Origin of the sequence: Shewanella atlantica, from assembly GCF_003966265.1 — a bacterium.
In the GTDB taxonomy this organism is placed as follows: Bacteria; Pseudomonadota; Gammaproteobacteria; order Enterobacterales; family Shewanellaceae; genus Shewanella; species Shewanella atlantica.
This window is the reverse complement of record NZ_RXNV01000003.1, coordinates 374,198-398,478: the sequence shown is the minus strand read 5'-3', so window position 1 is coordinate 398,478 and position 24,281 is coordinate 374,198. Positions and strand designations below refer to the sequence as shown.

Annotated in this window: 18 protein-coding genes; 11 read left to right on the top strand and 7 right to left on the bottom strand. The window is 45.8% G+C overall.

Going from position 1 to position 24,281, the window contains the following annotated elements; all coding sequences use genetic code 11:
• Nucleotides 1-20: 20 nt before the first annotated feature.
• A complete protein-coding gene (gene deoD, locus EKG39_RS10320) occupies nt 21-725 on the bottom strand; it encodes a purine-nucleoside phosphorylase (protein WP_126505659.1) in 705 nt (234 codons plus the stop codon).
• Between the two features lie 282 nt (nt 726-1,007).
• Between deoD and EKG39_RS23380 the strand changes: the two genes are divergently transcribed.
• Both EKG39_RS23380 and EKG39_RS10315 read left to right on the top strand, forming a co-directional pair.
• Nucleotides 1,008-1,169, top strand: coding sequence for a hypothetical protein (locus tag EKG39_RS23380; RefSeq protein WP_185817566.1), 162 nt, complete (start codon nt 1,008-1,010; stop codon nt 1,167-1,169).
• Nucleotides 1,112-1,549 carry a hypothetical protein gene (locus tag EKG39_RS10315; protein ID WP_126505658.1) on the top strand — a complete coding sequence of 146 codons (438 nt, stop codon included), beginning with the start codon at nt 1,112-1,114 and terminating at the stop codon, nt 1,547-1,549. Before EKG39_RS23380 ends, EKG39_RS10315 begins: the two co-directional genes overlap by 58 nt.
• Nucleotides 1,550-1,566: 17 nt before the next feature.
• Here the strand turns inward: EKG39_RS10315 and EKG39_RS10310 are convergent, their stop codons facing one another.
• Both EKG39_RS10310 and EKG39_RS10305 read right to left on the bottom strand, forming a co-directional pair.
• Nucleotides 1,567-3,369 carry an HD domain-containing phosphohydrolase gene (locus EKG39_RS10310; RefSeq protein WP_126505657.1) on the bottom strand — a complete coding sequence of 601 codons (1,803 nt, stop codon included), beginning with the start codon at nt 3,367-3,369 and terminating at the stop codon, nt 1,567-1,569.
• Nucleotides 3,370-3,738: 369 nt separating this feature from the next.
• Complete coding sequence (locus EKG39_RS10305; RefSeq protein WP_012143602.1) at nt 3,739-4,101, bottom strand: putative quinol monooxygenase; 363 nt, start codon at nt 4,099-4,101, stop codon at nt 3,739-3,741.
• A gap of 567 nt (nt 4,102-4,668) precedes the next feature.
• On the opposite strand from EKG39_RS10305, the gene EKG39_RS10295 reads away from it, so the two are divergent.
• Nucleotides 4,669-5,367 (top strand): pseudouridine synthase, encoded by a 699-nt coding sequence (locus EKG39_RS10295; RefSeq protein ID WP_126505656.1) that lies wholly within the window; start codon nt 4,669-4,671, stop codon nt 5,365-5,367.
• A 16-nt stretch (nt 5,368-5,383) separates the two neighbouring features.
• On the opposite strand, the gene EKG39_RS10290 is transcribed toward EKG39_RS10295, so the two are convergent.
• Nucleotides 5,384-6,865: an FMN-binding glutamate synthase family protein gene (locus EKG39_RS10290; RefSeq protein WP_126505655.1), complete on the bottom strand. Its 1,482-nt coding sequence runs from the start codon at nt 6,863-6,865 to the stop codon at nt 5,384-5,386.
• Between the two features lie 221 nt (nt 6,866-7,086).
• Nucleotides 7,087-8,757, bottom strand: a complete 1,671-nt coding sequence (locus tag EKG39_RS10285) for a phosphoethanolamine transferase (RefSeq protein ID WP_126505654.1) — start codon at nt 8,755-8,757, stop codon at nt 7,087-7,089.
• A gap of 212 nt (nt 8,758-8,969) precedes the next feature.
• On the opposite strand from EKG39_RS10285, the gene EKG39_RS10280 reads away from it, so the two are divergent.
• From EKG39_RS10280 to EKG39_RS10245, 8 genes are all read left to right on the top strand, one after another.
• Nucleotides 8,970-9,410, top strand: a complete 441-nt coding sequence (locus EKG39_RS10280) for a hypothetical protein (RefSeq protein WP_246028468.1) — start codon at nt 8,970-8,972, stop codon at nt 9,408-9,410.
• Between the two features lie 291 nt (nt 9,411-9,701).
• Nucleotides 9,702-11,063: a multiheme c-type cytochrome gene (locus EKG39_RS10275; RefSeq protein ID WP_126505653.1), complete on the top strand. Its 1,362-nt coding sequence runs from the start codon at nt 9,702-9,704 to the stop codon at nt 11,061-11,063.
• A gap of 79 nt (nt 11,064-11,142) precedes the next feature.
• Entirely contained in the window at nt 11,143-13,137 is a 1,995-nt protein-coding gene (locus EKG39_RS10270; protein ID WP_185817565.1) for a diguanylate cyclase domain-containing protein, read from the top strand.
• A gap of 256 nt (nt 13,138-13,393) precedes the next feature.
• Nucleotides 13,394-14,278, top strand: coding sequence for an AraC family transcriptional regulator (locus EKG39_RS10265; protein ID WP_126505651.1), 885 nt, complete (start codon nt 13,394-13,396; stop codon nt 14,276-14,278).
• A gap of 540 nt (nt 14,279-14,818) precedes the next feature.
• On the top strand, nt 14,819-16,432 hold the full coding sequence (locus EKG39_RS10260; RefSeq protein WP_126505650.1) for an Ig-like domain-containing protein: 1,614 nt from the start codon (nt 14,819-14,821) through the stop codon (nt 16,430-16,432).
• A gap of 576 nt (nt 16,433-17,008) precedes the next feature.
• Nucleotides 17,009-18,655: an amidohydrolase gene (locus EKG39_RS10255; RefSeq protein WP_126505649.1), complete on the top strand. Its 1,647-nt coding sequence runs from the start codon at nt 17,009-17,011 to the stop codon at nt 18,653-18,655.
• Nucleotides 18,656-19,042: 387 nt separating this feature from the next.
• A complete protein-coding gene (locus tag EKG39_RS10250) occupies nt 19,043-19,939 on the top strand; it encodes a type IV pili methyl-accepting chemotaxis transducer N-terminal domain-containing protein (protein ID WP_126505648.1) in 897 nt (298 codons plus the stop codon).
• Nucleotides 19,940-19,967: 28 nt separating this feature from the next.
• A complete protein-coding gene (locus EKG39_RS10245) occupies nt 19,968-21,644 on the top strand; it encodes a methyl-accepting chemotaxis protein (RefSeq protein WP_126505647.1) in 1,677 nt (558 codons plus the stop codon).
• 103 nt (nt 21,645-21,747) lie between these two features.
• Here the strand turns inward: EKG39_RS10245 and EKG39_RS10240 are convergent, their stop codons facing one another.
• Both EKG39_RS10240 and EKG39_RS10235 read right to left on the bottom strand, forming a co-directional pair.
• Nucleotides 21,748-22,254: a GNAT family N-acetyltransferase gene (locus tag EKG39_RS10240; RefSeq protein ID WP_126505646.1), complete on the bottom strand. Its 507-nt coding sequence runs from the start codon at nt 22,252-22,254 to the stop codon at nt 21,748-21,750.
• A gap of 230 nt (nt 22,255-22,484) precedes the next feature.
• Nucleotides 22,485-23,738 (bottom strand): YeeE/YedE family protein, encoded by a 1,254-nt coding sequence (locus tag EKG39_RS10235; protein ID WP_126505645.1) that lies wholly within the window; start codon nt 23,736-23,738, stop codon nt 22,485-22,487.
• Between the last annotated feature and the right edge of the window lie 543 nt (nt 23,739-24,281).

Below are 24,281 nucleotides of genomic sequence, written 5' to 3'. Positions count from 1 at the left end.
CTGATAAGGCGTGTCTTGTATTAGCTACATGCAGTCTCTAAAGCCAACTCAATCATTTGGTTAAATGACAGCTGACGCTCTTCGGCTGATGTCTCTTCGCCGGTGAGGCAGTGATCTGACACGGTTAGAATGGCTAAGGATTCGATGCCCTGCTGGTGGGCCAAACCATAGAGACCGGCTACCTCCATATCTATACCAAGTACGCCGAAACGCTCCAGTGCCGGGATCATATCTTCATCGGGGTCGTAATACATATCGCCACTGAAGATGTTACCCACCTTGACGCTGATCTCTTTTTCAACCGCCGAAGTATAGGCCTTGTGAAGCAGGTCGAAGGTGGCCGAGGTCGCCATCTGGTAACCGCTGCTGCGCTTTGCATTAGTGGGAGAGTCAGTGCCTGCCGCTTGCGCCAGGATCACATCGTGTAGCTTCACATCCTGTTGGGTCGCGCCTAAGCTGCCGACACGAATGATACGCTTCACACCGAAGTCGTTAATCAATTCATGGGCGTAGAGCACCATAGAGGGGATCCCCATGCCATGGCCCATAACAGAGATACGCTGGCCCTTGTAAAAGCCTGTATAGCCCAGCATGTTACGTATGTTGGTGATCTCGACGGCATCATCGAGGAATTTCTCAGCAATGTACTTTGCTCTCAGCGGGTCGCCAGGCATGATAATAGTTTCGGCAAAGTCGCCCATCTGGCCGTTAATATGTGCAGTCATCAGTATTTTCTCTCTTACGTTATCAGACATAAGTCATAAATTGACTCGATACTACGACCGACAGCGGTAAGGCTATTAGGACAAAAGTCCGCAAGGGGAAATTAAAGTGAGAATATTTGAACTGATACAAAGGAGGGGGGAGTGAAAGGTTGGAAGTGATTGATGGGAGGTGATGCTTAGTTGGGGCGCAGATTTTCTCTGACCGGTTAATGGACCCGTATCTAAGCAAGTTTATCCATATTGTGTAAAATCAGATGGTGCATTTGGTAATTATGGTAAAAGATGAAAAAGTTATACGATGGTAAGAAGGTTAAGAAACAGGCTTTTATAGGCTGGTTGATCGCCATGACGGGTATTCTTCTGCAGTTTGTACTGGAAAACTTAGTGTGGGGAGAGAGTCGACCAGATATGGCGGCCTATATCGTAGGCGTCCCTTCGCCATAGGCGGGGTTATCTTTGCTCATGCACTTTTCACCATACTCTCGGGGGAGGAGCGTCATCCGTTAGATCGCCAGAGTGAAAATTTCGTCGATATCTATCAGGCGAATATGATCCGAATACGAAAGCACTTTAAGGTTTGTGCCGTCATTGCTGCGGTTGGTGTCGGCTTGCTGGTTCTGTTTTTTACCACTCACGTATCCATTTTTGGGGCGGGTTTTCCGCTGGTGATGCTCGGCATCTTCTTTTACGTTTTTGGGTTGTATCGTTGGGGGCGGTGTCCGGCATGTCATCATGTGGCAACCGATGGAACTGGCCGCTCCGTGCAGCTGAACTTATGTCAATGTCCCCATTGTGGTGCCAAGCTTGGGGCTGCAAAAACATAAGTTCGTCGGTATCGGATTTACTGGCTAATAATCAGTTGGTTATTTTCTAGCGACTCCTTTTCTCTATTAGCTGAAACTAACCAGTTATCCAGTTTATCGACCGAGCCGATACCGTCCTCTTTTATATTGACATGCAGGGTATCGAGCGAAATCTCTGTGCCTTCCAGCAGGGCATCAATCGGGCCTAACTCCCCCTCGATTGCATAGTGTTGCTTATGCAGTACGATAAAATCATCACCGTGTATCCTGAATATCAATGCGTCAGGAAATGAGCTGAGCAAGGATTGTGTTACATGGATAAGTATCTTATTGCCTCTCTCCCAACCCTGTTCTTTATTGTATTGAGTAAAGTTGGTCAATAAAATCAGATTAATGCAGTTATAGGGATCTTCGCTCTGCTTGTCACTGTTGATCAGCAGCATATTGTTAAGGTAGTCACGATTATAGGCGCCGGTTAACTGATCTTTGTAGAAGTAGGCAAATCGCTCTTTCTCTATCTCATTTACCGGCAGCTGGTTTGATTTCGGTCTGGCGATATCTTTCAGGGCTGTCTGAGCCGCCTCGACGACTTCAGCGTTAAACTGTTTATTTGCCAGCAGTTGAAGCTCTTCGAGTGCTGATTGAATAGTTTTTCTGCCCTTGTAGACGCGATCTGTCGTCATGGCATCGAATGCATCGGCCACGCTCATTATTTGTGACAATTTAGGGATCTGCTCACCTTTCAGCCCCTGAGGGTAACCGGATCCATCATACTGTTCATGGTGATGACGCACTATCTCGGCAATCCCCTGAAAGATATCTACCCGCTTTAACATCTGGTAGCTGGTTACTACATGCTGCTGAATAATCTTACGCTCTAAAGGTGATAGCTTGCCCGGTTTCAACAGGATAGAGTCGGGGGTAGATATCTTTCCCACATCGTGAACCATAGATGCGCGGTAGAGTTTATCTATGGCTTTAGCGCTGTAGCCCATCTGCTTTGCGATAAGCGATGCATATTGCCCAACACGTTTGGTATGACCGGCAGTATAGCTGTCACGATTTTCTATCATGTCGACGATGGAGAAAATGTGTTGCTCATAACTGGCTATTTTTTCTGAAATATACCGCCGGGTACGCCAGTACCCGAGCAAAATTGTGGCCACGCCAATCAACCAGACCACGACAACATAGGGGAGACTGGCTTTCAAGCGTGAAACTGCACTAGTGTAATAGGGAGCAAGTGCAATCGACGCCGATATTCCACCACGTACATCACCAACTGTATAGCCTTGATGACCATGACACTTCAGGCATCCCTCCTCGGTAAATAGCGGGATAATGAGCCGCATATGATCCTGACCATCGATGGGATGGATTTCGTGATGGGGAGTTCTGGTGTTTTCGATAATATTCAGAGAGTTAGACTCCCACTTGTCGGCTTTATTGTCGGGGTTGAGTGGCAAATTACTGATTATGCGTCCCTTCGTTCCGTAAAGCTCAGAGTAGTTTTTCATCGTCTGCTTGATTGCGTAAGCAGGATTCATGAGTGTTAACCACATACCAGCCTCAGTCTTTATATCACGGTTGGGGATATGGGAGAGGTAAGGGTTGGGCCTGGTCTGCTCGGTTATCGGTACATAGACCCCGCCGTGGGAAGTGACCCAGGAGCGGTAGGCCAGATCTTTTTTTATGCTTACAGTGGCTTCTTTGAATGCCAGCCTTTCGGCATGACGATTCTCCTGATTAAACCAATTTACCAGGATGGAAACGATTAAGATCGTCCAGACTAAAAACAGCGTTACTACAATGAATTTGAGATATGTGACTTTAGTATTCAACTATGACCCCGTTCTTCCATGACGCTATGCAACACCCAGTTCTCGTAAAACTCGGTTATCGTAAGAGGGTTCTGACCTTTCTCTGGAAAATGTTTTGATCCTATGTTTTTCAGGCTCAATAGATTTTTTGCCCACAATATCATCTCCCTGATTCTGTTGCAGAAAGGTTAAACTCCATCCTGAATTTAAGCAAGTAGAACAAACGTCGAATGTTAAGTATATCTATTTGATTTATTAGGTGCTGTTCGATTGCTTTAACTAGTTAGGTTTAGGGGGCTGCATGGCATTAGCTAGGTCTGTTGAGCATGGTACGGACGCTCTTACCTGCAGTTTATCACTGACAGGTAAGAGTAGAGGTGTTTCGGTATGTTATTTGGCGCCTAATCCAAAGATGGGGGCGTCGTAGTCGTATCCTTCGTCTGTGTATGCGGTGACGATGGCATCATCGACCAGGCCATCTTTTGCAATGACCTGTGTATTGAAGAAGTGGTGTATCTGTTTACGGCGGCCATGTGCCGCCCAACTCTCACCATCGGCCCATATTTCGTTAAACACTATGGGGTAGTTAGTCCGGGTGGCGCTGGGGTGGTCAATCTGACGTGTGAGCATATATTGAATGCAGCCTTGCTCACGCAGAGCATCTGGCTCGAGTGCTTTTAATACTTCAAACAATTCAGATTCTTTACCGGCTTTTGGGCGAAATTGTGCGATAACATAAACGCGAGTAGACATTGAATTGACCTCTTTTCATAGTTAAGAGAAGGGTTTAGTTGGCAAAAGTGGGGGAGAACCCCGTCAGTGTAAACTTACTCTAGTTTTAGACTCTAGTGTTCAGAAATTCTAGCTCATAGTGACTCGTGATGGCTAATACCAACCGGTATAAGAAAGTGGTCAACTCAGAGTTATTTTTGGCAGCATAATTCAAGGCGAAAGAGTGAGAGAATGGTGCTCCCTTTTGAACTCTCTCAACACAGAAGTAGGCTGCCAAAAACACTCCTGAAAGGCGAGTTTTAGCACTTGCGATACGGCGTTAACGAGTTTAAACCTAGTTTCACTATGTTTCTCACTCGTTGCGAGCAACATGGATGTTGCAAATGCCATTTATGCACGACTATATGGACATAGGAGGTAGAGTAGCGCATGGAGCAGTTACCGAGGAGCAATTAATGGCCTTGCCTCACAAGCGCTAAATTCTCGAAGAGTGACCACACCTTTATACCGATTGGTATAGTAGTTGAACTTAACATATGAATGAGGATAATAGCGGCCCTAGTTTCTTTTTATGTTGATAATTTTGTAATGCGCCTCGATAAATTTTTGTGTAAAAGTACTGAGTTGACTCGAGCCCAATCAGGTGAACTGATTGAGTCAGCTGAGGTGAGCGTTAACGGCGAGGTGATCACCGACCCAGCCGTTCAGGTACATGAAAATAATAGTATTACTCTGTCTGGAAAGTTACTCACCCCTAGGGCCTCGCGTTATATAATGATGCACAAACCCCTCAATACTCTCAGTTCAAATGTCGATGGCGATTATCCCTCTGTGATGAATTGTCTCGATATAGATAAGGTGTGTGACCTTCATATAGCCGGGCGATTAGATGCAGATACTACAGGGTTAGTCTTAGTTACCGACGATGGACGTTGGTCGTTTAATATTATTAATCCTAAATATCATTGTGAAAAAGTGTACCGGGTTAGCTTGCGCGACCCTATCAATGATGATGTCGCCGATAAATTTGCCTTGGGCGTGCAACTACAGGGGGAGATATCATTGACTCGCCCTGCGAAATTGGAGGTGCAGAGCCCCAAAGAGGTGCTGTTAACTATCACGGAAGGTAAATACCATCAGGTGAAGCGTATGTTTGCCGCCGTAGGCAACCGGGTTAACGGCCTGCATCGACAGCAAATTGGCGATATTACCCTCGATATTGAAGTCGGTCAGTGGCGGTATCTCACCACCGACGAAATTAATTCGTTTTCAGTGCTTCAGCTATAGTCCTGGCCGTTCGGAGTTATCGGTAATTTTCGTAGAGTTTATCCAGCGCGATAGATAGGCCATTTTCGGATACAATCCTTATATGTTTCTTGTCTATCTCTCTGGCATTACTCACACCGCATGAGTGGGCAATTAACCCTAAGCCGTAATGGATATGTTTGTTGTAGTTAGCGACTCTGAGGGTTTTGTCTTTGACATTTAAGCCTTGCTGTAAGCGTTTGTTATGGGTGGTGATACCCGTAGGGCAGGTGTCTTTATTACATTGCAGAGCCTGAATGCATCCAAGAGCGAACATAAACCCACGGGCCGATACAATAAAATCGGCGCCCAGAGCAAGCGCCCAGGCGACTTTGGAAGGGGTAATGAGTTTGCCTGATGCAATTACCTTGATCCTGCCTTTTAGTTGATGCCGTTCCAGGTGTTTTACGACCAGAGGTAAACTCTCTTTCAGTGGTAAGCCAACGTAGTCCATCAGTGATTGGGGGGCGGCGCCTGTTCCTCCATCAGCACTGTCGATAGTAATAAAGTCGGGGGCAGATTGTTCGCCGCGCAGGTCAATCTCTGCCAGCAGTTCATCAAACCATTCCATCGAACCGAACACGGCTTTAAATCCAACGGGCTTACCGGTCAGCTCTCTTATCAGCTCTATCATATCGAGCAGGTCAGCGACACTGCTTAGCTCTTTATGGCCATTGGGGCTTATCGAATCTTGCCCTTCGGGGATCCCCCGAATTGTGGCAATGTCGGCGGTGACCTTTCGGCCCGGTAAAATGCCGCCTTTCCCCGGTTTGGCTCCCTGACTGATTTTTATTTCAAACATTTTCACTTCCGGATGAGCGGCAATTTTATAAAGCTTCTCCTTGCTAAGTCTGCCCTGTTCATCGTTGACGCCGTATTTAGCTGTACCGATTTGAAAAACGAGATCGGCCTTTCCCTCCAGATGGTAGGGGCTCAGCCCACCTTCTCCTGTATTTAGCCAGCAACCGCACAAGTGGGCGCCATGGGATAGGGCCTGAACGGCGGGTTTAGATATGGCGCCATAACTCATCCCAGAGATATTAAAAATTGAACCCGCAGTGTATGGAAAACGGCATCCTTCGCCTATGGTTATTGGGCCGGGTGCCACGGAATCCTCCTCCAGTGTCGGAAAGGCGCAGTTCATAAACATGATGGTGCCCGAGGGGTCTAAGCTAAGTGTTGAGCCGAAAGGAATGGTGCGGTCGACATTTTTTGCCGCCTTATACACCCAGCTTCGTTCGGCGCGGTTGAAGGGCATCTCTTCACGATCCATCGCCATAAAGTACTGCCTGAAAAATGCACCTTGTTTTTCGAGAATATACCTGAATCTTCCTATAACTGGATAATTGTGACGAATGGCTTGTTTGTGCTGTTTGATGTCAGCTATATAGAGGTAGATAACGACCAGTGCGCCGGTACCTATGACAAAAATAAACAGACTCGCAAGGAAATCGAGACTAAGAAGAATGAAATCGCTCATTAATGGCTCCTTAGCCCTGCTTTAGTCTCACTACAGGTGGTTTATGTTTTTTGATAAGAGAGTCTCGGTCATCCGTTTCTACTGCTCCCATTAGTATAGTTACCGGGTGAGAAAAAGCCGGGTATGAGAAAGCTTGGTATGGTTATGATTTATGCCGATATACAGCCTATTAAAAGATGAAAAGTTGGAGGCTTGCTTTATCTCCAACTACTCGCCATTAGTTAATTATTTACTCGAGTGAGCCTCATACCTTCTTGAATCTGGGGAGTCATACAGCTTGCAAACATATCCAGACTTTTATCATATTGCGTCGAGTGAACATTCAACATACCCAACATACTATGGAAAATATTGTCGTGGCTGAAGGTATCTTTCTTAGCGCGGTTTTGAAGGCAAGTGGTATCAATATAGGGGCTGCGATGCTCGGGAAACCAGGCCAACAGAGGGATATGCTTTTGCTCTTCTGGGGCGAATGCATAGGGAAAACCGTGAAGGTAGGCACCGGACTCGCCGAGAGACTCACCATGATCCGAGACGTATAGCATAGAGGGTTGTACACTCTGTGGCAGGGCATTCAGACTCGATATGACCTCAGAGAGTACCAGATCGGTATAGGCAATCGTGTTGTCGTAGGTGTTGACCAGAGACTCAGGTGAACAGTTTTGTATATCACTTCTTTGGCAATCATCCTTGAAAGGGCGCGTTTCACTGGGGTAACGTTTGAAATAGGTCGGCCCATGAGAACCTATCATATGCAGTACAATCAGGGTGGTCGGAGCGCTTAGGTGTGCAAGTTTCTCTTGCAGCGGCTCAATCAGCACCTCATCGAAACAGTATTCGCCATCACAAAGAGGGTTATTGGATTTTACATCGATATTGATGGTGGGCACGCGTGCACACACACCTTTGCAGCCGTTGTTATCTATCCAAAGCACATCGACTCCGGCAAGCGATACCAGGTCCAATAAATTTTGTTCATATTCGGCATCAAGTTCATCGTAACTGCTTCTGGTCAATGTCGAGAACATGCAGGGGAGGGAGACCGCGGTTGCCGTACCACAGGAAAACATCTTCTCAAACGATATCAGTCCGAACTTTTCGGTGGCCTGATTAGTCGGCTTAGCATAGCCGTTGTATGAGAAGTTTTGAGCTCTCGCCGTCTCGCCCACCACCATGACAATCACCTTTTTCTGCCCATCACCAGCGCTATCCAGAGTGGGGTGTTCATCCAGGACTTTAAAGCTTCTCGGCTCAGTAAAGTAGTGGTCTCTCGTATATTTGAAACTGTCGACCAGATATGGAAAGGGGATCGAAGATTTTTGAAGGTGTCTGTTGTTGCGCCCGACTGAGGCGTAGTTGGGGTAAAAAATTGCGGCTATGATGAGGATTGAAAGGAGTGAGATAGTGATCAATTTTATTCTGGATATTAAAGATTTTATCCTTGGGTATTGCTGGACTTTTACACACAAGATAAATGTGGCCGGTAATACTCCGGTAAAGAGAGAGAAGGCTGCCACATGCCAGTTCAGGTAAGACATAGCCTCTGCGGTGTTGGTTTGTGCGGAGTTTTGGATCATACCGTAATCGAATACGACACCGTAACTCACCTTGGCATAGAAGACTAATGACGAGATAAGGGTCAAACCGATCAGGACGGGCTTTAGAATGGGTCTGGCTGAAAAAAGTGAAAACAGAATTGTACACAGGTTGAATGCCATTATCGGGACTGTAGCCAGAAACAGCAGGTTAAATTTTTCCAAGGACAGAACTGTGGTCGTCACCTCTTTAAGAAAAGGGAAGTTAAATACCAGAGTAAAGTAGAGTGCGACCAACAGAATAAGCTGATTAGTGCTCAACTGGCACTTTGAAAAACGATTAAACAAAGCTGACATGATTTAAAGCCCTAAGATAGAGATGAATTGCGGTGTGATTTTGATGCTCATCCCTAAGTGCTGGCAGAATATCACCGACATTGGCTCTGGAGTGTAAGCGGTTGTCCGCCTTGAGTAAGCGTTTGTAAGCATCCTGTAAGTGGAGGCCCAGGAAGCTAAATTGGAGGGGGTGAACTAGGCTTTAGATTGAGATTAATAGAAAGGAAGCGGCGATGAATAGAGAGCTGGTGTTCTTCAGCAAGCGAGTGCGAGCCGTTTTTCAGAAAAACGGAGATAAGATAAGTTTACCTTTCTTCTCCAGTTTCCCGAAGAACTCCTGTCGGGGGGCTTCCATCTACCTTGGCTACTTGTTAAATGAGCGTTTCCCTGACTCTATGGTTCAGCTGATCCATGGTTTGCATCGATATCAGAATGAACATCACTATTGGCTCGAAGTCGACGGTTATACATTCGATATAACCGCAGATCAGTTTGATCAATACAGCTCTCCCATCTACGCATCACTAGCCAATCCGCTGCAAGCGTACTTCTCTGTTGTTGAACGAAGTTGCGTGACCAAATCATATATTGGTTATGATCTGGAAGAGACGCTGAAGAGTGATATTTTGAGAAACGTAAGGGAGTTACTGAGTAGTTGTAAAATGCCTTTCTGAATTGGCTACACCGCCAGAGTTCGCATTAGTAAGATGCAAACATGCTAGTGCTTCCTGGTAAAGGCGTCAGCATCGAATTTGAACTTTCTCTTTCTCTGTGGGTTTTATCTTAGCGACTTTGAGCATTGAATTATTAGTTGATTCGACAACTAAAACTGGAAGTAGATCAAAAGAGCCTCACTAATATACATAGCAAGATTGCCATACTCTTTTTAATCGCTATATTAAATGTAACAAAAAATAACAATTAGCTAGAAGCTAGTGAGCTACCCGGCTGGATTAAGGGTCTTGATGAATAGTAAAAGAAGAATTCTAATCGCACTTTACCTTTTCTTAGCAGTACTGACTTGTCTGCTGAGCGGGCTAGTTTACTTTCATTATGACGTAAACGATAAGGCGCACTATGTAACCTCTGAGGCGTGCCAGCAGTGCCACAGTGTCAGATATGATTCCTGGAAAAACCAAACACTACACCCCATCATGTTTCAACCTGTTAATAACCTCGATGAGATACAAGGTGATTTTGACATCGATACTCCAGTTGTCACCTTCAAAAAAAAGGAGATTGAATTTGTCATAGGCAATAAGTGGGAGCAGGTCTATGCCAGAATGATCGATGGAGAATATTATCTGTTTCCTGCTAAGTGGCTGATAACGACCCAGCAATGGGTCCCATATAAAGTTGATAGTTGGAGAGAGACTCCCCTGTCGACCAATTGTAATGGTTGCCATACCACAGGATTTAATTCCGATACTTATGAGTTTTCTGAGTATGGGATAGGTTGTGAAGCCTGTCATGGGCAGGCGAGTAAACACGTAAAGCAGCAACAGCGACTCGCCCCGGATAGCCTGTGTGCGCTTTGTCATGCTAATGATCTTCCCCCTGAAGATAATGAGATAATCGTGTCGGTTAAAAACTCCGTCTGCGGGCAGTGTCATAGCCGAGGTCAGCAGAGTCGAGGGAGCGAGCATATGCAAACCAGCTTTAATTTTCCGCTGAACTATAAACCCGGAGAAGAGCTGCCAGCCGATTATCAGCAATCAACGAAGCAAAACGACAGTAAAGGCAAGAATTGGTGGGCTACAGGATTATCAAAAAACAGACATCAGGAGTTTGCGGACTTTTCGGTATCGGCGCACAGTAAGTCTCTTCGAAACTTGAAAGAGAAAATGACACCAGACAGAGGTGAACTCACCGATGAGTGTCTCGAGTGTCACTCGGCAGATTATCTGTTTGCGGAGGAGGGAAATAAACCAACACTCGAAACGGCTCAGGAGGGGATATCTTGTGTGGTTTGCCACGACCCCCATGGATTAGATCGTGAATTTAAATCATTACATATGAGTGCCGAACGTTGTGGATCTTGTCATCTGGATAGTTTTTCAAATAAGGCTGCCGATACCGGCAGGGCGCATACCCCCTGCCCACCGAGTGCGGCTACATGTGCCGATTGCCATATGCCCTACATTATTAAGTCCGGCGGGGCTTTTCCTATTCGAAGCCATGCTTTTAAAATTGTACCGCCTGTTGCGACAGAGGCTTTGAATATGCCTAACTCCTGTCAAAATGGTGGTTGCCACACAGATAGAACATTGGATTGGGTTAAACAGGCATTTGATGAACACTATCCGGAATTTACCGGAAATGAATAGGTTACCAACAGGGAGTAAGTTAACTAAATACTTTCCTTTCACGAAGAAGATTGGTTATAAACTCACGGGGAGTTTCCTTGTGGCTATCCTGTTTGTGCTTGGGGTTGGCCTGTTTTTCAACCTTAAAATGGTTCAAAGTAATTATTCACACCTGATACATTCTGAGTTTCATGGCATTTTAGATGCTCATGAGTTTGCAATAAAACAGTTTGTCACCGCGTCCGAGACCTGGTCCAAGCATTTAGCGGATGAAAATGAGCTTAAAGAAATTTTAACCCGATCCGAATTGTCTGTAGAAAATGTAGAGCATTTCTTTATGGAACATGAGGTTGTTTTCTTCGAGAACACGTTCGTTAATCTTCTCGATAATAAGGGAAAGGTGATCTACTGCTCCCATCAATGTGATTATCTAGGGAACTCGTTTTTAGGTGTGGAACTTATCCGGCAGGTGACAAGGTCATTAATGACTAAGAGTGCGATTGTCGGAGATAGCAACAAGTTTGCATTTTATGCTGCCAGCCCGGTATTCAAAAAGGGCTCAATGACCGAGAGTATAGGCTTTGTCATTGTTGGGAAGATTATCGATGATAATTATCTGGCGGATATTCAACTGGGTGATGATGACATTGAGATGGCCATCGTTCGGGATCGGGCGGTAATGGCATCGACAATAAAAATCGATGGAGAACCGCTTATCGATATCCCCCTGCCTTATCTGGAATATCTACAGTTATTAAAAAAAACCGATTCAATCATTGAGATTAAATTTTTAAAGCAGAAGTACTTTGTAACCGCTAAAGATCTTGTTCAGATGAGTGGTGGTATGCCTGGTTCTATCTTGCTGTTAAAACCTCGTAAAGAGCTTGAAAGTATCGAGTCTGCCCTGTTTTCTCAATATGTGTATCTGACGCTCTTGTCTGTGGTGATCATCATGGTATTAGGTACCGTCATCACCAGACGTCTTCTCTCTCCGGTGCTCAATCTGACGAAAGCCTCTATCGAGGTTGCCAGTGGAAAGTTGGGGATCAGGGCCGAAATCCAGAGCAATGACGAGTTTGCCTTATTGGCCAATAATTTCAATGCCATGCTGGTAACCATAGAGGAGCAGCATAGCTTTATTCAAAAGCAAAATGAATCACTGGAAGAGCGGGTGGAGGAGCGAACCCAGGACCTGCACCTTGTGATGAACGATTTGAAAAAGCTGACCGTTGCTGTTGAGAAAAGCCCTGTTGGCATGCTCATCACCGATTCGACGGGAATTATAGAGTACGTCAACCCAATGTTTACAGAGCTGTCCGGCTATTCCAGGGAGGAGGCTGTGGGGCAAACGCCGCTAATATTACAGTCAGAACATACCAGTGAAGATAAGATTAAACAGCTCTGCCAACAGGTCTCTCAGGGACATTCCTGGCGGGGAGAGTTTTTGAATAAGACGAGTAATGAACAGCTGCTGTGGCATAGAGTGTTGATCACGCCAATTACGAATGAGGATGGTCTGATATCTCATTACTTAGGGTCGATAGAAGATATTACTGAGAAAAAAGAGAGTGAGGAGAAGCTAATTCAGCAGGCAACATTTGATACCTTAACTCAGTTACCTAACCGCTTCCTGGCCGAATATCGGCTGAATCAGACACTCTCGGCTGCCCAAAGAGACGGCAAGAAAGGTGCCTTGCTGTTTCTCGATTTAGACAACTTTAAAGAGGTTAACGACACTCACGGACATCACGTCGGGGATGAACTTTTGAAAAAAGTGGCGGCGCTGATGAATAATGCGGTAAGAAAAGAGGATACCGTTGCCCGACTTGGGGGGGATGAGTTTCTGGTGATATTGAATCATATTCAAAAGCGTGAAGATGTGGAATCCGTTGCCGATAAGATCATAAAATTGGTCGCACGAGGTGACTTGGTTGAAAATTGTTCCACAAAGGTGTCTGCCAGTATCGGCATTGCCATTTTTCCTGATGATGCAACGAAGGCTAAAAAGTTGATGCAAAAAGCAGATACTGCCATGTATGTGGCCAAAAAACAGGGGAAGAGTCGTTTCAGTTTTTTCAGAGATGAAGATAATTAAGTTATTAGGTTCGTATATTAATAATAATTCTATTTACATTGGAAACTTAGTGTATTTTTATGCCTTTTTTATCAGTTTTTAATTAATTTGAGAACTTTGACCTGCTTTACTCAGATCCTTATTGATTGTTCCCGTTACAAGCCACATAGTGAAAGGGTAACAGTTAGCTATAACTTTGCTTATTCAAGATATTTACAAGAGTAAGTCAGTGTTAAGAGCCATTTTTAACGGGTAACAAAGTAAAGAATTGAAATTAATGAAAAACATGGAAAATGTACCAAATGTTGAATTTCGTGCACCTAACATTCAAAAGTCGGGAGTAGAAGTTTTAGATCTCGATATTTTTTATAATAAGCTATCTCAGTGTAATTTTGACCCTTCAAAGCCTCACCGAATAAACTACTTTTGCTTTATCTATATAACTCAGGGGCAAGGTGGTCACTTTATCGACTTTCAGTATCATACTTTCCAGAAGGGCAGTTTTATATTCGTCAATAAAAATCAAGTGCATGCGTTTGATTTAGACAGTCGTCCTCAGGGAAAGATGATCAATGTGACAGAAGCATTTTTCGACTCGATCCTGACCAATATTCGCATTCCTCTTTTTACGCCCACGCATCTGGTGAGCTCATATCTGCCAGTTTTTACCTTGAGTGACTCTTTGACCGAGACTTGTGATGCCTTGTTGCTGGAGATCGATAGGGCTCAAACACCGGCTAACAGCGACCCCTTATTGATACAGTTGCTGTTTTCATCCCTGCTGGTGGCGCTAGCGCGTGAACGAAAAAGCAATACCGAGCACTTGAGTGAGACACAGGCAATGCGCTTCAATCAATTCCTGTTGTCTATTGAGGAGAAGTTCACTCAGACCAGAGAAGCCTCGGCTTATGCCGAGATGCTGCATATTTCCTATAAGTCATTGAACCAACTTTGTAAACTGGCATGTGATCAGACCGCTAAGCAGCTGATAGATGCTCACACAATATTGGAGATCAAGAGAAGGCTCATCATAGATAACTCTCAGGTACAGGAGATCGCTTATGAACTGGGATTCGATGATGTACCTTACTTCGTCAGGTTTTTTAAGCGGCACACTTTACTCACTCCCTCTCAGTTCAAAGAGTACTCTAAAGCGAATTAATTCAGTTCCGACTCCGCTGACGCCCGACCACCTTTGAAGGGCGTCTGGCTTGTGAGGGCTCCAGCCTCCCCCCCCCAGATTTGCACTCCCACGGAATGGTCAGATATTCGGTGCAATTGGTACGAGTTCACAAAATGACTGCAAGGTTCGAAAAGCACCATTTTTAAGCCAATAAGTCTATGCCGTAAAGCGAACCTTTCTACTACTTTTATGGTATTGGAATATGAAGCGAGAATAGTTAATTACATTACATCTAGACAGCTTAAGCATTAACCTGGCTTTTTAGATATTGTCAGTGAGGACATCTTTTATGTCTTGAAGGTTTAACTGTTGCTGCAAGTAATGTGATTGGCCGTACAGGCTCGAATCATATTTTAATTGTTATACCTCATTGAGTTAATGACTTAACTTATGAGGTATGACTGTTAAATAAAAAGTGCTAATCGGAAAGACGATATCTGTTTTGAACTAAGGTTCTAACGGTTCTACAATAAAAATAACATCCAATATATTGAGCAATAAATATATTAAGGGCATGTCATGATGAATATAAATGAGATACACATTCCATATAAGAAGTTAATACTCGCGGGTATGATCTCTTTGTTGGTGGCTTGTGGTAGCGATAACGATGATCCAGCTCCTCCACCACCAGAAGATAATAATCCGCCGATTGCGAATCCAAGCACTGCTGAAACCACTATCGGTAGCAGTATCCTGATCGACGCCTTGGCCAACGATACCGATCCAGATGGTGACCCGTTGACTATCGAAACCGTGACCGTGACATCTGGCGCAGGAACGGCATTGATTCAAGATAATAAAATCTTGTTCGTGTCAGATGAAGTCGGTGCCACAATTCTCAATTACACCATCTCTGATGGTAATGGCGGCGAGGCTGAGTCGACTGTCACTGTCGTGGTGCTATCAGATGAAGTGGCCCTGGCCTATGTTGGTACAGATACCTGTGTCGTCTGTCATACAGATAAGAAAACCTATTATGAGACGGGTCATAACTTCAAGCTGACAAAGGTTAATGGAGAGAAACCTATCTACCCGTTTTCCTCCATTCCTAATGGGATCCTGGAATTTTTCGATGTAAATAACACGCTGGGTAACCCTTCCAGCTGGGCTGATATCAGTTACGTTATCGGTGGTTACAAGAGCAGTACCATGTTCATCGACCAGAATGGCTACATCATGACCGGGAATGCGGTTGGTACATTCCCTGTTCCAGAGGGGACTGAAGCGAATGCCCACATGACCTGGCCCTGGAACCCGAATGATGCACCGGATTCACATGGCTATGACTACTGTGGTAGGTGTCATACCACAGGTTGGCAGGATTACACCGAAGGTGCCGGTGATAATCGAAACCTGAATAGGCAGGATGATATGCCGGGAATGGGCGGCACCTTTGCTATGACCGGGGTTCAGTGTGAAAGTTGTCATGGCGCAGGTAGTGAACACATTAAGGGCCCGACAAAACATAACATTGTTAAATTAGCAGAAGCACGTGTTACTGGCGATTACACTGCAGATGATATGGGATATGGTAAGGCGGCAACCTGTCAGGAGTGTCATACCACAGATGATGCCGTCAGACGTTACCCGGACTATCAGTCTCCCTTTGAGCAGAAATTTGGTGGCGTAACTCTGAATGCACGCTTGAAGCGGACCTCCGGCTTTGGCCCCGAAGGGCGCAGGGATGGCCGTGGCGGCCGTCATGCTGCGACAACCTTGATAGGTGCCGATCCGGATACTGGCGTGGCCATGGGTAAGAAGAAGGACTTCACCTGCTCAACTTGTCATAACCCTCATCGCTCTGAAAACTATCAAGATAAACCTGGCCATGGTGACGCGATGGTAAGAGAGTGTACTGACTGTCATACCAAGGAGTTTGCCGACGTCCCTGGTAGCGAAATCGCTTCAGCCGCTCACGAGTTCATCGCCACGTGCACCGATTGCCACATGCCTAGTGAATCTCACCTGCTCAAGATCGATCTCGAGGGGGCAAAAGAAGACCCGAGACACTTCTCTGCAGACGGGCTGTACATGAAACCTTGGCTTCGTGCCTACGACAGCTGTTCAGGTTGTCATGCGGATGACTATGATGCGCGCGCGGCGAAGATAGGACAAATTCATAAGTATTAGTATAAGTATAAGTATTTGAATTAGTTTTCCTGCAATTTCCTGAGGCAAACCCTCTGAAGCCTGTCCTTTAAGGTAAGTCCTTTGAGGTAAGTCCTTTGAGGTATCAGTCCAGGGTAATGCCAGTCACTTATCAGTGACTGGCATTTTTTTGGCTTTTTTTCCGATTGCGAGCCCATTGTCCTTCCATTTTCAGCCTGCCCGTTTATTACCGTGAAGCTGAATCCGCCAAATATAGCCCTAATTACCCTCACGTAATGCTTGTCTGGTTCGATATGCACTATACCCTCGTCTGTCAGATTCGATTATTGTTGCTCTTGCAGGGATATACTAAAGCTAACGAGTGTAAAAATAATTAAAACAGTTCGAAGTCAGACCATCACAGTGTAATAAGATCCATATGTAGATAACACCTTCAACAATCTCCCCCCTCCAACCCTATGCCGGTCAATCATATTGACCGGCATTTTTTTGTTTCAGTTCCATTATCTTTTTTCTGAGTAATTTTCTTGAAAATTTGCGCAATTATTACCCCGTGATAATATCAAACAGATATAAACGGGAGCAGTTCATAAAATGATGAAAAAAATAATAAAATCACTTCTCGCCAGCAGTATTCTTCTTAGTTTCAGCACCTTGGGTGAAACGAGCTTAATCACCAATATCAAAGGCTATAGCATCAATGATGGGAAGTTAACCCAGTTCAAGGCCATGACCTTTAAAGGGGACAGGGTCGATAGACTTTTCTTTCAAGGTGAGTCATTACCGGATGATGCGGATTTGAAACATATCGATGGTCAGGGGCAAACCATGCTGCCGGGACTCATCGATGCTCATGGGCATGTCTTGGGATACGGTCTCAGTCTGATGCGGGTACAACTTCGAGGGGCCGAGTCTGAGCAAGACGCGGTGGAGCGGGTGCGCTTATTTCGCGCTGAAAACCCTGAGCTGAGTTGGATCCAGGGACGAGGATGGAATCAGGTTCTTTGGCCGGAAAAGTCATTTCCAACGGCTTTGAGCCTGGACAAACTCTTTCCTGATACGCCGGTCTGGCTCAGGCGCATCGATGGTCATGCCGGCTGGGCGAACAGCGCTGCCATGAAGCTGGCCAATATAGGCGTCGAAACTCAGTCACCCAAAGGAGGGGAGATCGTTCGTGATGCCAACGGCTTACCTACCGGGGTATTTATCGATAATGCCATGGATCTGATCACTGAAAACATTCCCTCTCTGACGCGCTCTGAGCAGGAGAGTGTGCTGCTTACCTCTATGAATGCACTGGCAAAGCTTGGGCTCACCAGTGTTCATGATGCCGGCGTGGGAAGTATGACTCTGGAGGTATATAAGTCGTTGGCTAAGTCTGAGCTGATGCCTATACGCGTCTATACCATGGTCTCTGCGGCAGATGAGCAGTTTAAGACTCTGATGGAGAAGGGGCCCTACCTGGATAGCTCAGATAAGCTCGCGATCAGAAGCGTTAAAATATCCTCCGATGGAGCCCTGGGAAGCCGCGGTGCAGCACTCATCGAAGATTACAGTGATCTCCCCGGTCACAGGGGGTTACTCCTCTATTCAGACAAGAAGCTGATGGAGACCATGAAGATGGCCATGGAGGCGGGCTTTCAGGTTAATACCCATGCCATTGGCGATAATGCCAATAAACTGGTGCTGGATAACTATGAAGCCTTGATTAAACAGACCGGAACCCGGGAGTTAAGACACAGAGTTGAGCATGCTCAGGTGCTAAGGCTCGAAGATATTCCCAGGTTTGCCAAGCTCAATGTCATCGCCTCGATGCAGGCGACACATGCCACCAGTGATAAAAATATGGCCGAAGACCGACTCGGTAATAAGCGTATCAAGGGAGCTTATGCCTGGCGGAAGCTGCTTGAGTCTGACGCTATCATTGCCGCAGGTTCAGATTTCCCGATTGAATCGGCTAACCCCTTCTTTGGTCTGCACGCATCAATAACTCGTCAGGATCATAAGAATCTGCCCGAGGGTGGCTGGTATAGTCAGGAGAGGATGACGCTTATCGAAGCTTTGAAGAGTTTTACCCGTGATGCCGCGTTCGCTGCCCATCAGGAGAATCTGATTGGTCAACTCAAACCCGGAATGAAGGCCGACTTCATCTTAATCGATAGCGATATCTTTAACGTTGAACCTGAGCGTTTATGGCAGACCAAGGTCAACCAAACCTGGGTCGATGGAATGAGAGTTTTTTGAACGGGGAATTGATGTGCCTGACATTCATTATGTGTGTTCGGGCAATACTTTTGGGGGAAATCCGCTCGCATCGATCTTGACGGCTTGGTGGAAGTGGTTGGTTAGAAATAGCCAAGGGTCTAATGGCTCTCAATTCTATTTGAGGTGATAATTTACTATGCTAGTAGAGTTGCTGTTCGAATAAATTTTTGGTTTTATAACTTTAAAAATCTGTAAAGTAAACTGAACGAGTTTAACCATGAGCTTATATCATAAGTAGTTGGTTAAACAGCTTAACTTTGTAGGAATAGCGAGAGCTATTGGCATATTATTGAACTATAGTTTTATTTAACCTGAACTCGGGTTATTTAGCTGAACGTGTAGGCTTTAATTGAAAGGATCTCGAAAATGAAACTTTATAACCTGTTTATCAGCATGTGCGTTTTATGTGGCTTGATGTTTGGCTTTAGCTTTTCAGCTTACGCTGAACCCACCTCGGCTGAATATGGTGTGATCTTGAACCTCTCCGGTAAGCAACGTATGTTGTCCCAGAAGATGTCCAAAGAGGTGACTCTGATAGGGCTGAGTGTCGACGCCGAAAAAAACCTATCAAACTTATCGGCCACCTCATCACTGTTTGATAAAACCCTTAAAGGTTTGAAAGAGGGAGACGCATCTCTGGGACTGCCTGCTACCGAGAGTAAACGTATCGTTCGCCAACTCGATAAGGTTGCCGGCATCTGGGCCGAGTTCTATCCCGTCATTCAATCAATTATTACCTCTAAGGCCGTGTCTGATGAGCAGTTAGCAGTGATTGCCAGCCAGAATCTTCCCTTGCTGAAACAGATGAATAAGGCGGTGGGATTATATGAAAAAGAGGCGAAGAAGAGTGGGCTGAAAGCGGCACCGGGTCTTGCTGCCACCCTTAACCTTTCGGGTAAGCAGAGAATGCTGACTCAGAAGATGAGTAAAGAATTTTTTCTCATAGCCCTGGGCCATGACGTTGAGCAGAATAAATTGAATTTGCTCGAAACCTACTCCCTGTTCGACCGTACCCTTAAAGGGTTAAAAGATGGCGACGAGGTGTTAGGTTTACCCGGTACAAAACCCCAACACATCCGAGAGCAACTGGATGTGGTTGATGGCTTATGGGTTAAGTTTAAGCCTTTGGTTGAACAGGGCGCCGATTATAAAACGACTGCAATATCTCCGGCTCAAGTTGACGCCGTTGCCCAGTCTAATCTCCCGTTACTCAAGCAGATGAATGCCGCAGTTAAGCTATACGAGAAAGAGGCGGCGAAATAGTAGAACTTAACTTAGCGGGGATAACTTTATGCTAATAAAAACAAAGTTATATGCAAGTGGCGCTCTACTGTGTGTTTTGCTTATCGGGATTAGCATTGGCGCTATGGTCTCTTTCAATGGCCTGATTCAACGTTTTGAGCAGGTTGTCGATGCATCATCGAGTAGTGCAAAGAGTGCCGAGAAGGCCACGCAAGGCTCGGCCAGCGGAAGCCAGCAACTCGGCGTCGTCAATGCCGACATGATGTCGATTGTCGATGGTATCAAGCGTGCAAACCAGAGAACAAAACTTATCAGTAAGAAGGTTGATGATATCAACGAGACACTGACCGAGTTGATGGGCACAATCGAAGAGCTATCGGAAGATGTGACCGACGAAGATGCGCTGTCTATTCTGGAAGAGGTCAGCGATGAGATAGGTGATATCAGTGAGCGACTCAGGCGTGAGGCATTAATTAATATTGTCGATTCGTCTAAGAATATGGACAACTTCAGCGTTCAAATTTCACAGCAGGCTGCTAAGGTCTCCGAGTTAGACGCTTTCTTGCGTCAGCAGGTTGAGGTGAGTCAATCGACCATGGATACCAGCGCCGAAATTAAAGAGTTGGCGACTGAAGCTTCCGGCGAAGTGCAATGGCAACAAAAACTGTTTGTGTCTGCGTTAGTGATTTTGGCCTTGCTGTCTATGGCTGCCGCGTTCCTTATCGTGCGGGCCGTTATTCACCCTATCAATAAGACTGTGCACCTTATGCAGGATATTGCCGATGGTGATGGCGACCTTACTCAGCGGCTTGAGGCGGAGGGGGACGATGAGATGGCATTGATTGCCGGCGCCTTCAATCGTTTCGTTGAAAAAATTCAGGTTCTGCTTACCGATGTCACCCACTCAATGGAGGAGTTACGTCAGGCCTCGAATCAAACCCTGCAGGCCATGACTGATGGCAACGAAGCTATGCATAAACAGCAGCAGGAAGTTGAACAGATAGCCACCGCAATCAATGAGATGAGTGTCACCTCCCAGGAAGTTGCCCAGAATGCCATAGGTGCCGAAACGGCGGCGGTTGAGGTCAATGGGCATGCCGATTCGGGTAAGTTGGTCGTTAACAGTGCGTTGAGTTCGGTTGCCAGCCTTGCCGATGAAGTACAGAGTGCTGTGGATGTCATCGATTCATTGGATCAAAAGTCTTCCTCTATCTACTCCGTAGTTAATGTTATTCAGTCGGTATCGGAGCAGACAAACTTGTTGGCACTGAACGCTGCCATCGAGGCCGCGAGGGCTGGTGAGCAGGGGAGAGGTTTTGCAGTCGTGGCCGATGAAGTCAGAGCCCTTGCTGCAAAGGCGGAAAGTAGTACCAAGGATATTCGGGAGATCATCGATGAGATCCAAACTCTGACCAAACAAGCCGTGACGGCAATGGAGTCGAGCAAGACGGTGAGTTCTGACACCCTGCAAGGTGCGCAATCTGCGAGTGAGGCGCTGGATGCGATAACCGGCTCCATGCATACCGTGACAGAGATGAATACGCAAATAGCCCATGCGGCTACAGAGCAAACCGGGGTAACCGACGAGTTGAATCAGCGAGTGATTCAGATTAACGAGTTGTCTAACCTTACATCGCTTCAGGTGTCGAATACGGTAGAAACCTGCGAGTCGTTAAATCGCATCAGCGAGACGCTGTCTAATCAGTTGACCCAATTTAAGGTCTAGGTTTGACTCGAAAAAAAGTAAGCGGGAGCCAAAGGGCTCCCGTTTTATATGCTAAAGGTTTGTTTATTCGAAAATGCAGCAGTGGCTTTAGTCTTAACCTGTCTTAAGTCGTTAACTGCTTATGAAATACCGTGACCTTATGTCCCATATAGCTATCTCTTCCACGTTCAATCATGCCCACTTTTCTGGCTAATGCTTCAGAGCCTTTATTACCTAACAAGATTAAGGCTATGGCCTCATCGATACCAAATTGCGGGAACGCTTCCAGCGCCTTACTTCCGGCTTCGAAGCCGATCCCCTTGCCCCAATATTCAGGCAGATAGCGATACCCCAATTCGACTTCGTTAAATTCGGTAACAAATTTGGGTCCGCAAAACCCTATGACGCGTTTATCGGCTTTATGCTCGACAGCCCAGCGGCAATAACCTAACTCTTCATAGCTTGGTAGTATGACTTCATTCAATATCTGCTCGGCCTGAGATATTGATGACATAGGCTCGCCTGGAATATAGGTCAATATCTCCGGAATGCTGTTAAGCAGGTATATGGCATGAGTATCCTGGTCGTTGAAGTGCCGTAAAACCAGCCTGTCCGTTTCAGCAATAATCAAATCTAGCTCCCCCTCTATCCTTGATGATGAATGCATTTAACCTATTTATAACATATGCACCGTTAAGAGTGATAGATATCTGGTCTGCTCTGAGTTTAGGTATTTTGTAAGCGGGAGTGTTGATGGGGGCGGTGCGGCTGAACTTGAAGGTTAATCCCGGTTGGTAAAAGACAGAGTGAAGTGTGCAATTACTCTACTCTGTCTTAGCGTGTTCCATTGTTTTATTCTGACTATTTTACAACAGCTTGCTGAAATCGATTGCCGAACACACCACCGATTAGCAAAAATATCAGATAGACCCAGCCAGACAATGAAAAATTAGCGATAGGGGTAAACAGGGCGCCCACATTACAACCATTGGCGAAACGAGTGCCTAAGCCCATCAGCAGGCCGCCTAAGGCGAAGAGCGCGAACTGCTTAACTGAGTGGTTAAGCTTAAATGAGAAGGAAAACCTTCCCATGAAGAGTACCGCAATTAAGGTGCCCAGCATGATCGCAAAGTTCTGCACCGAAATACCATGACTAAAAAATGGGGTGGTAAACATGGCCGCAGGGCGATGAGTAAAGTTGGTTATATCATCTATGCTGACGCCTAAGGCCATTAGGCCTTTAGCGAACCAGATCCCGAATGGAGTCGACGCGCCCCATCCTGCGCCTGTGGACATCATCATCACACCGAAGATCAGGGCGATAACGATTGCCGTGCTCTTCATATCCCACAGGCTCCCCAGCCACTGTCGATAGCTGTCGACACTCAATAGGGTGAAGCCTTGCTTAGTCTCTCTCGGTGTCATGTTTTGACGCGCGATCTCTCCATCGACACCTAAGAATGAGCCATTGGTGCGACGGTAGTTTTCATACTTCTTGGCATAAAAAACCACGATGCCGGCGAGTGTTATCGTCATCAACACAGCCATGAAGTATCCGTTTAACGGGCCTTGGCTAAATAGATCCGGAAGGTAGACGCCTTTACCCATGAAACTGGCTGAAGACAATGCCGTCGTGGTGATCCAGCTCTGGGTCGCCTGAAGCGGAAAGCCGATAAAAACACCTGCACCGAAAAACAACAGTGTGGTTAATGCTCGGGGAACATCACTCACCAACTCCACCATGACGCCTGTCGCACAGCAGCTCGACAGACTCATGCCTGCGCCAAACATCACGCCACCGACGAGTAAGCCTAAGTTGATTGGATTAACCCAGAGATCATAATTATTGATATCAGAGTTGAGTAAGATTCCGGCATTGATTATGGCGGTCACCACAAACATCAGCATCAAGGTTTGCAGGAGTTGAGTCGAGCCGCGCCTGTAGGCACGGTTAACACTGCCGGCAAAACCAATTGAGCCTTTGGCTAAGGCGAACCCAAGACTCAAACCGAGCAGTAAACGTAAAAAAAGAGATGAGTCCTCAAGCAATGTGCCACCCAAGACTATGGTGGCAATAAGGATTGAGACGGCAGAGAAGGCTTGTTTTTTATTCATTAATACAACAATTTTAAATTAAATGACGTAGATAACAGAGAAGTGACAGTGGCTCAGTGGCCATGGTTCAACTGATAACAACACAGAAGTTAAATGATGGGCGAATTGTCGGGATAACTGAGTCCCGTGTCCAGTGTTTGATATGACCATTTGGAATATCTTGGTTCCTCCGGCTATATTGAGTAGGAAGTAATATTAAGCAGGAAGTATTATTGGGTTGCGCTTAGACAAGCGTAAACAGACTGAGACACAGTCTGTAGCGGATATATAAGTGGATAGTTAGCCCTTAGCTTCATAGATTCGCTTATCGTTTAAGATACAATTTAATATTTGTACCGGCTCTCGAACTATTGAGGGCCCACAACACTAGCATGTTAAGTTTCTCTTTAAATAAGTCACTTTTCAGGTATCAGATCCGTGAGCTGTTAGGACGTTTAACCTAAAACTCCTCGTCGTGTTTCCTGTTTGCGTCTGTCTACTATCTGTTTAACATATCTGTGACTAATTCAGGCTTGTCTTTGAGTTCGTCTGGTTCCTTGCTGT

Bases quoted from the DNA above. Each gene is read 5' to 3' on its own strand.
- deoD (WP_126505659.1), bottom strand. From the start codon at position 725: ATGACTGCACATATTAACGGCCAGATGGGCGACTTTGCCGAAACTATT.
- EKG39_RS23380 (WP_185817566.1), top strand. From the start codon at position 1,008: ATGAAAAAGTTATACGATGGTAAGAAGGTTAAGAAACAGGCTTTTATA.
- EKG39_RS10305 (WP_012143602.1), bottom strand. From the start codon at position 4,101: ATGTCTACTCGCGTTTATGTTATCGCACAATTTCGCCCAAAAGCCGGT.
- EKG39_RS10295 (WP_126505656.1), top strand. From the start codon at position 4,669: ATGCGCCTCGATAAATTTTTGTGTAAAAGTACTGAGTTGACTCGAGCC.
- EKG39_RS10290 (WP_126505655.1), bottom strand. From the start codon at position 6,865: ATGAGCGATTTCATTCTTCTTAGTCTCGATTTCCTTGCGAGTCTGTTT.
- EKG39_RS10285 (WP_126505654.1), bottom strand. From the start codon at position 8,757: ATGTCAGCTTTGTTTAATCGTTTTTCAAAGTGCCAGTTGAGCACTAAT.
- EKG39_RS10280 (WP_246028468.1), top strand. From the start codon at position 8,970: ATGAATAGAGAGCTGGTGTTCTTCAGCAAGCGAGTGCGAGCCGTTTTT.
- EKG39_RS10275 (WP_126505653.1), top strand. From the start codon at position 9,702: ATGAATAGTAAAAGAAGAATTCTAATCGCACTTTACCTTTTCTTAGCA.
- EKG39_RS10265 (WP_126505651.1), top strand. From the start codon at position 13,394: ATGAAAAACATGGAAAATGTACCAAATGTTGAATTTCGTGCACCTAAC.
- EKG39_RS10260 (WP_126505650.1), top strand. From the start codon at position 14,819: ATGATGAATATAAATGAGATACACATTCCATATAAGAAGTTAATACTC.
- EKG39_RS10255 (WP_126505649.1), top strand. From the start codon at position 17,009: ATGAAAAAAATAATAAAATCACTTCTCGCCAGCAGTATTCTTCTTAGT.
- EKG39_RS10250 (WP_126505648.1), top strand. From the start codon at position 19,043: ATGAAACTTTATAACCTGTTTATCAGCATGTGCGTTTTATGTGGCTTG.
- EKG39_RS10245 (WP_126505647.1), top strand. From the start codon at position 19,968: ATGCTAATAAAAACAAAGTTATATGCAAGTGGCGCTCTACTGTGTGTT.
- EKG39_RS10235 (WP_126505645.1), bottom strand. From the start codon at position 23,738: ATGAATAAAAAACAAGCCTTCTCTGCCGTCTCAATCCTTATTGCCACC.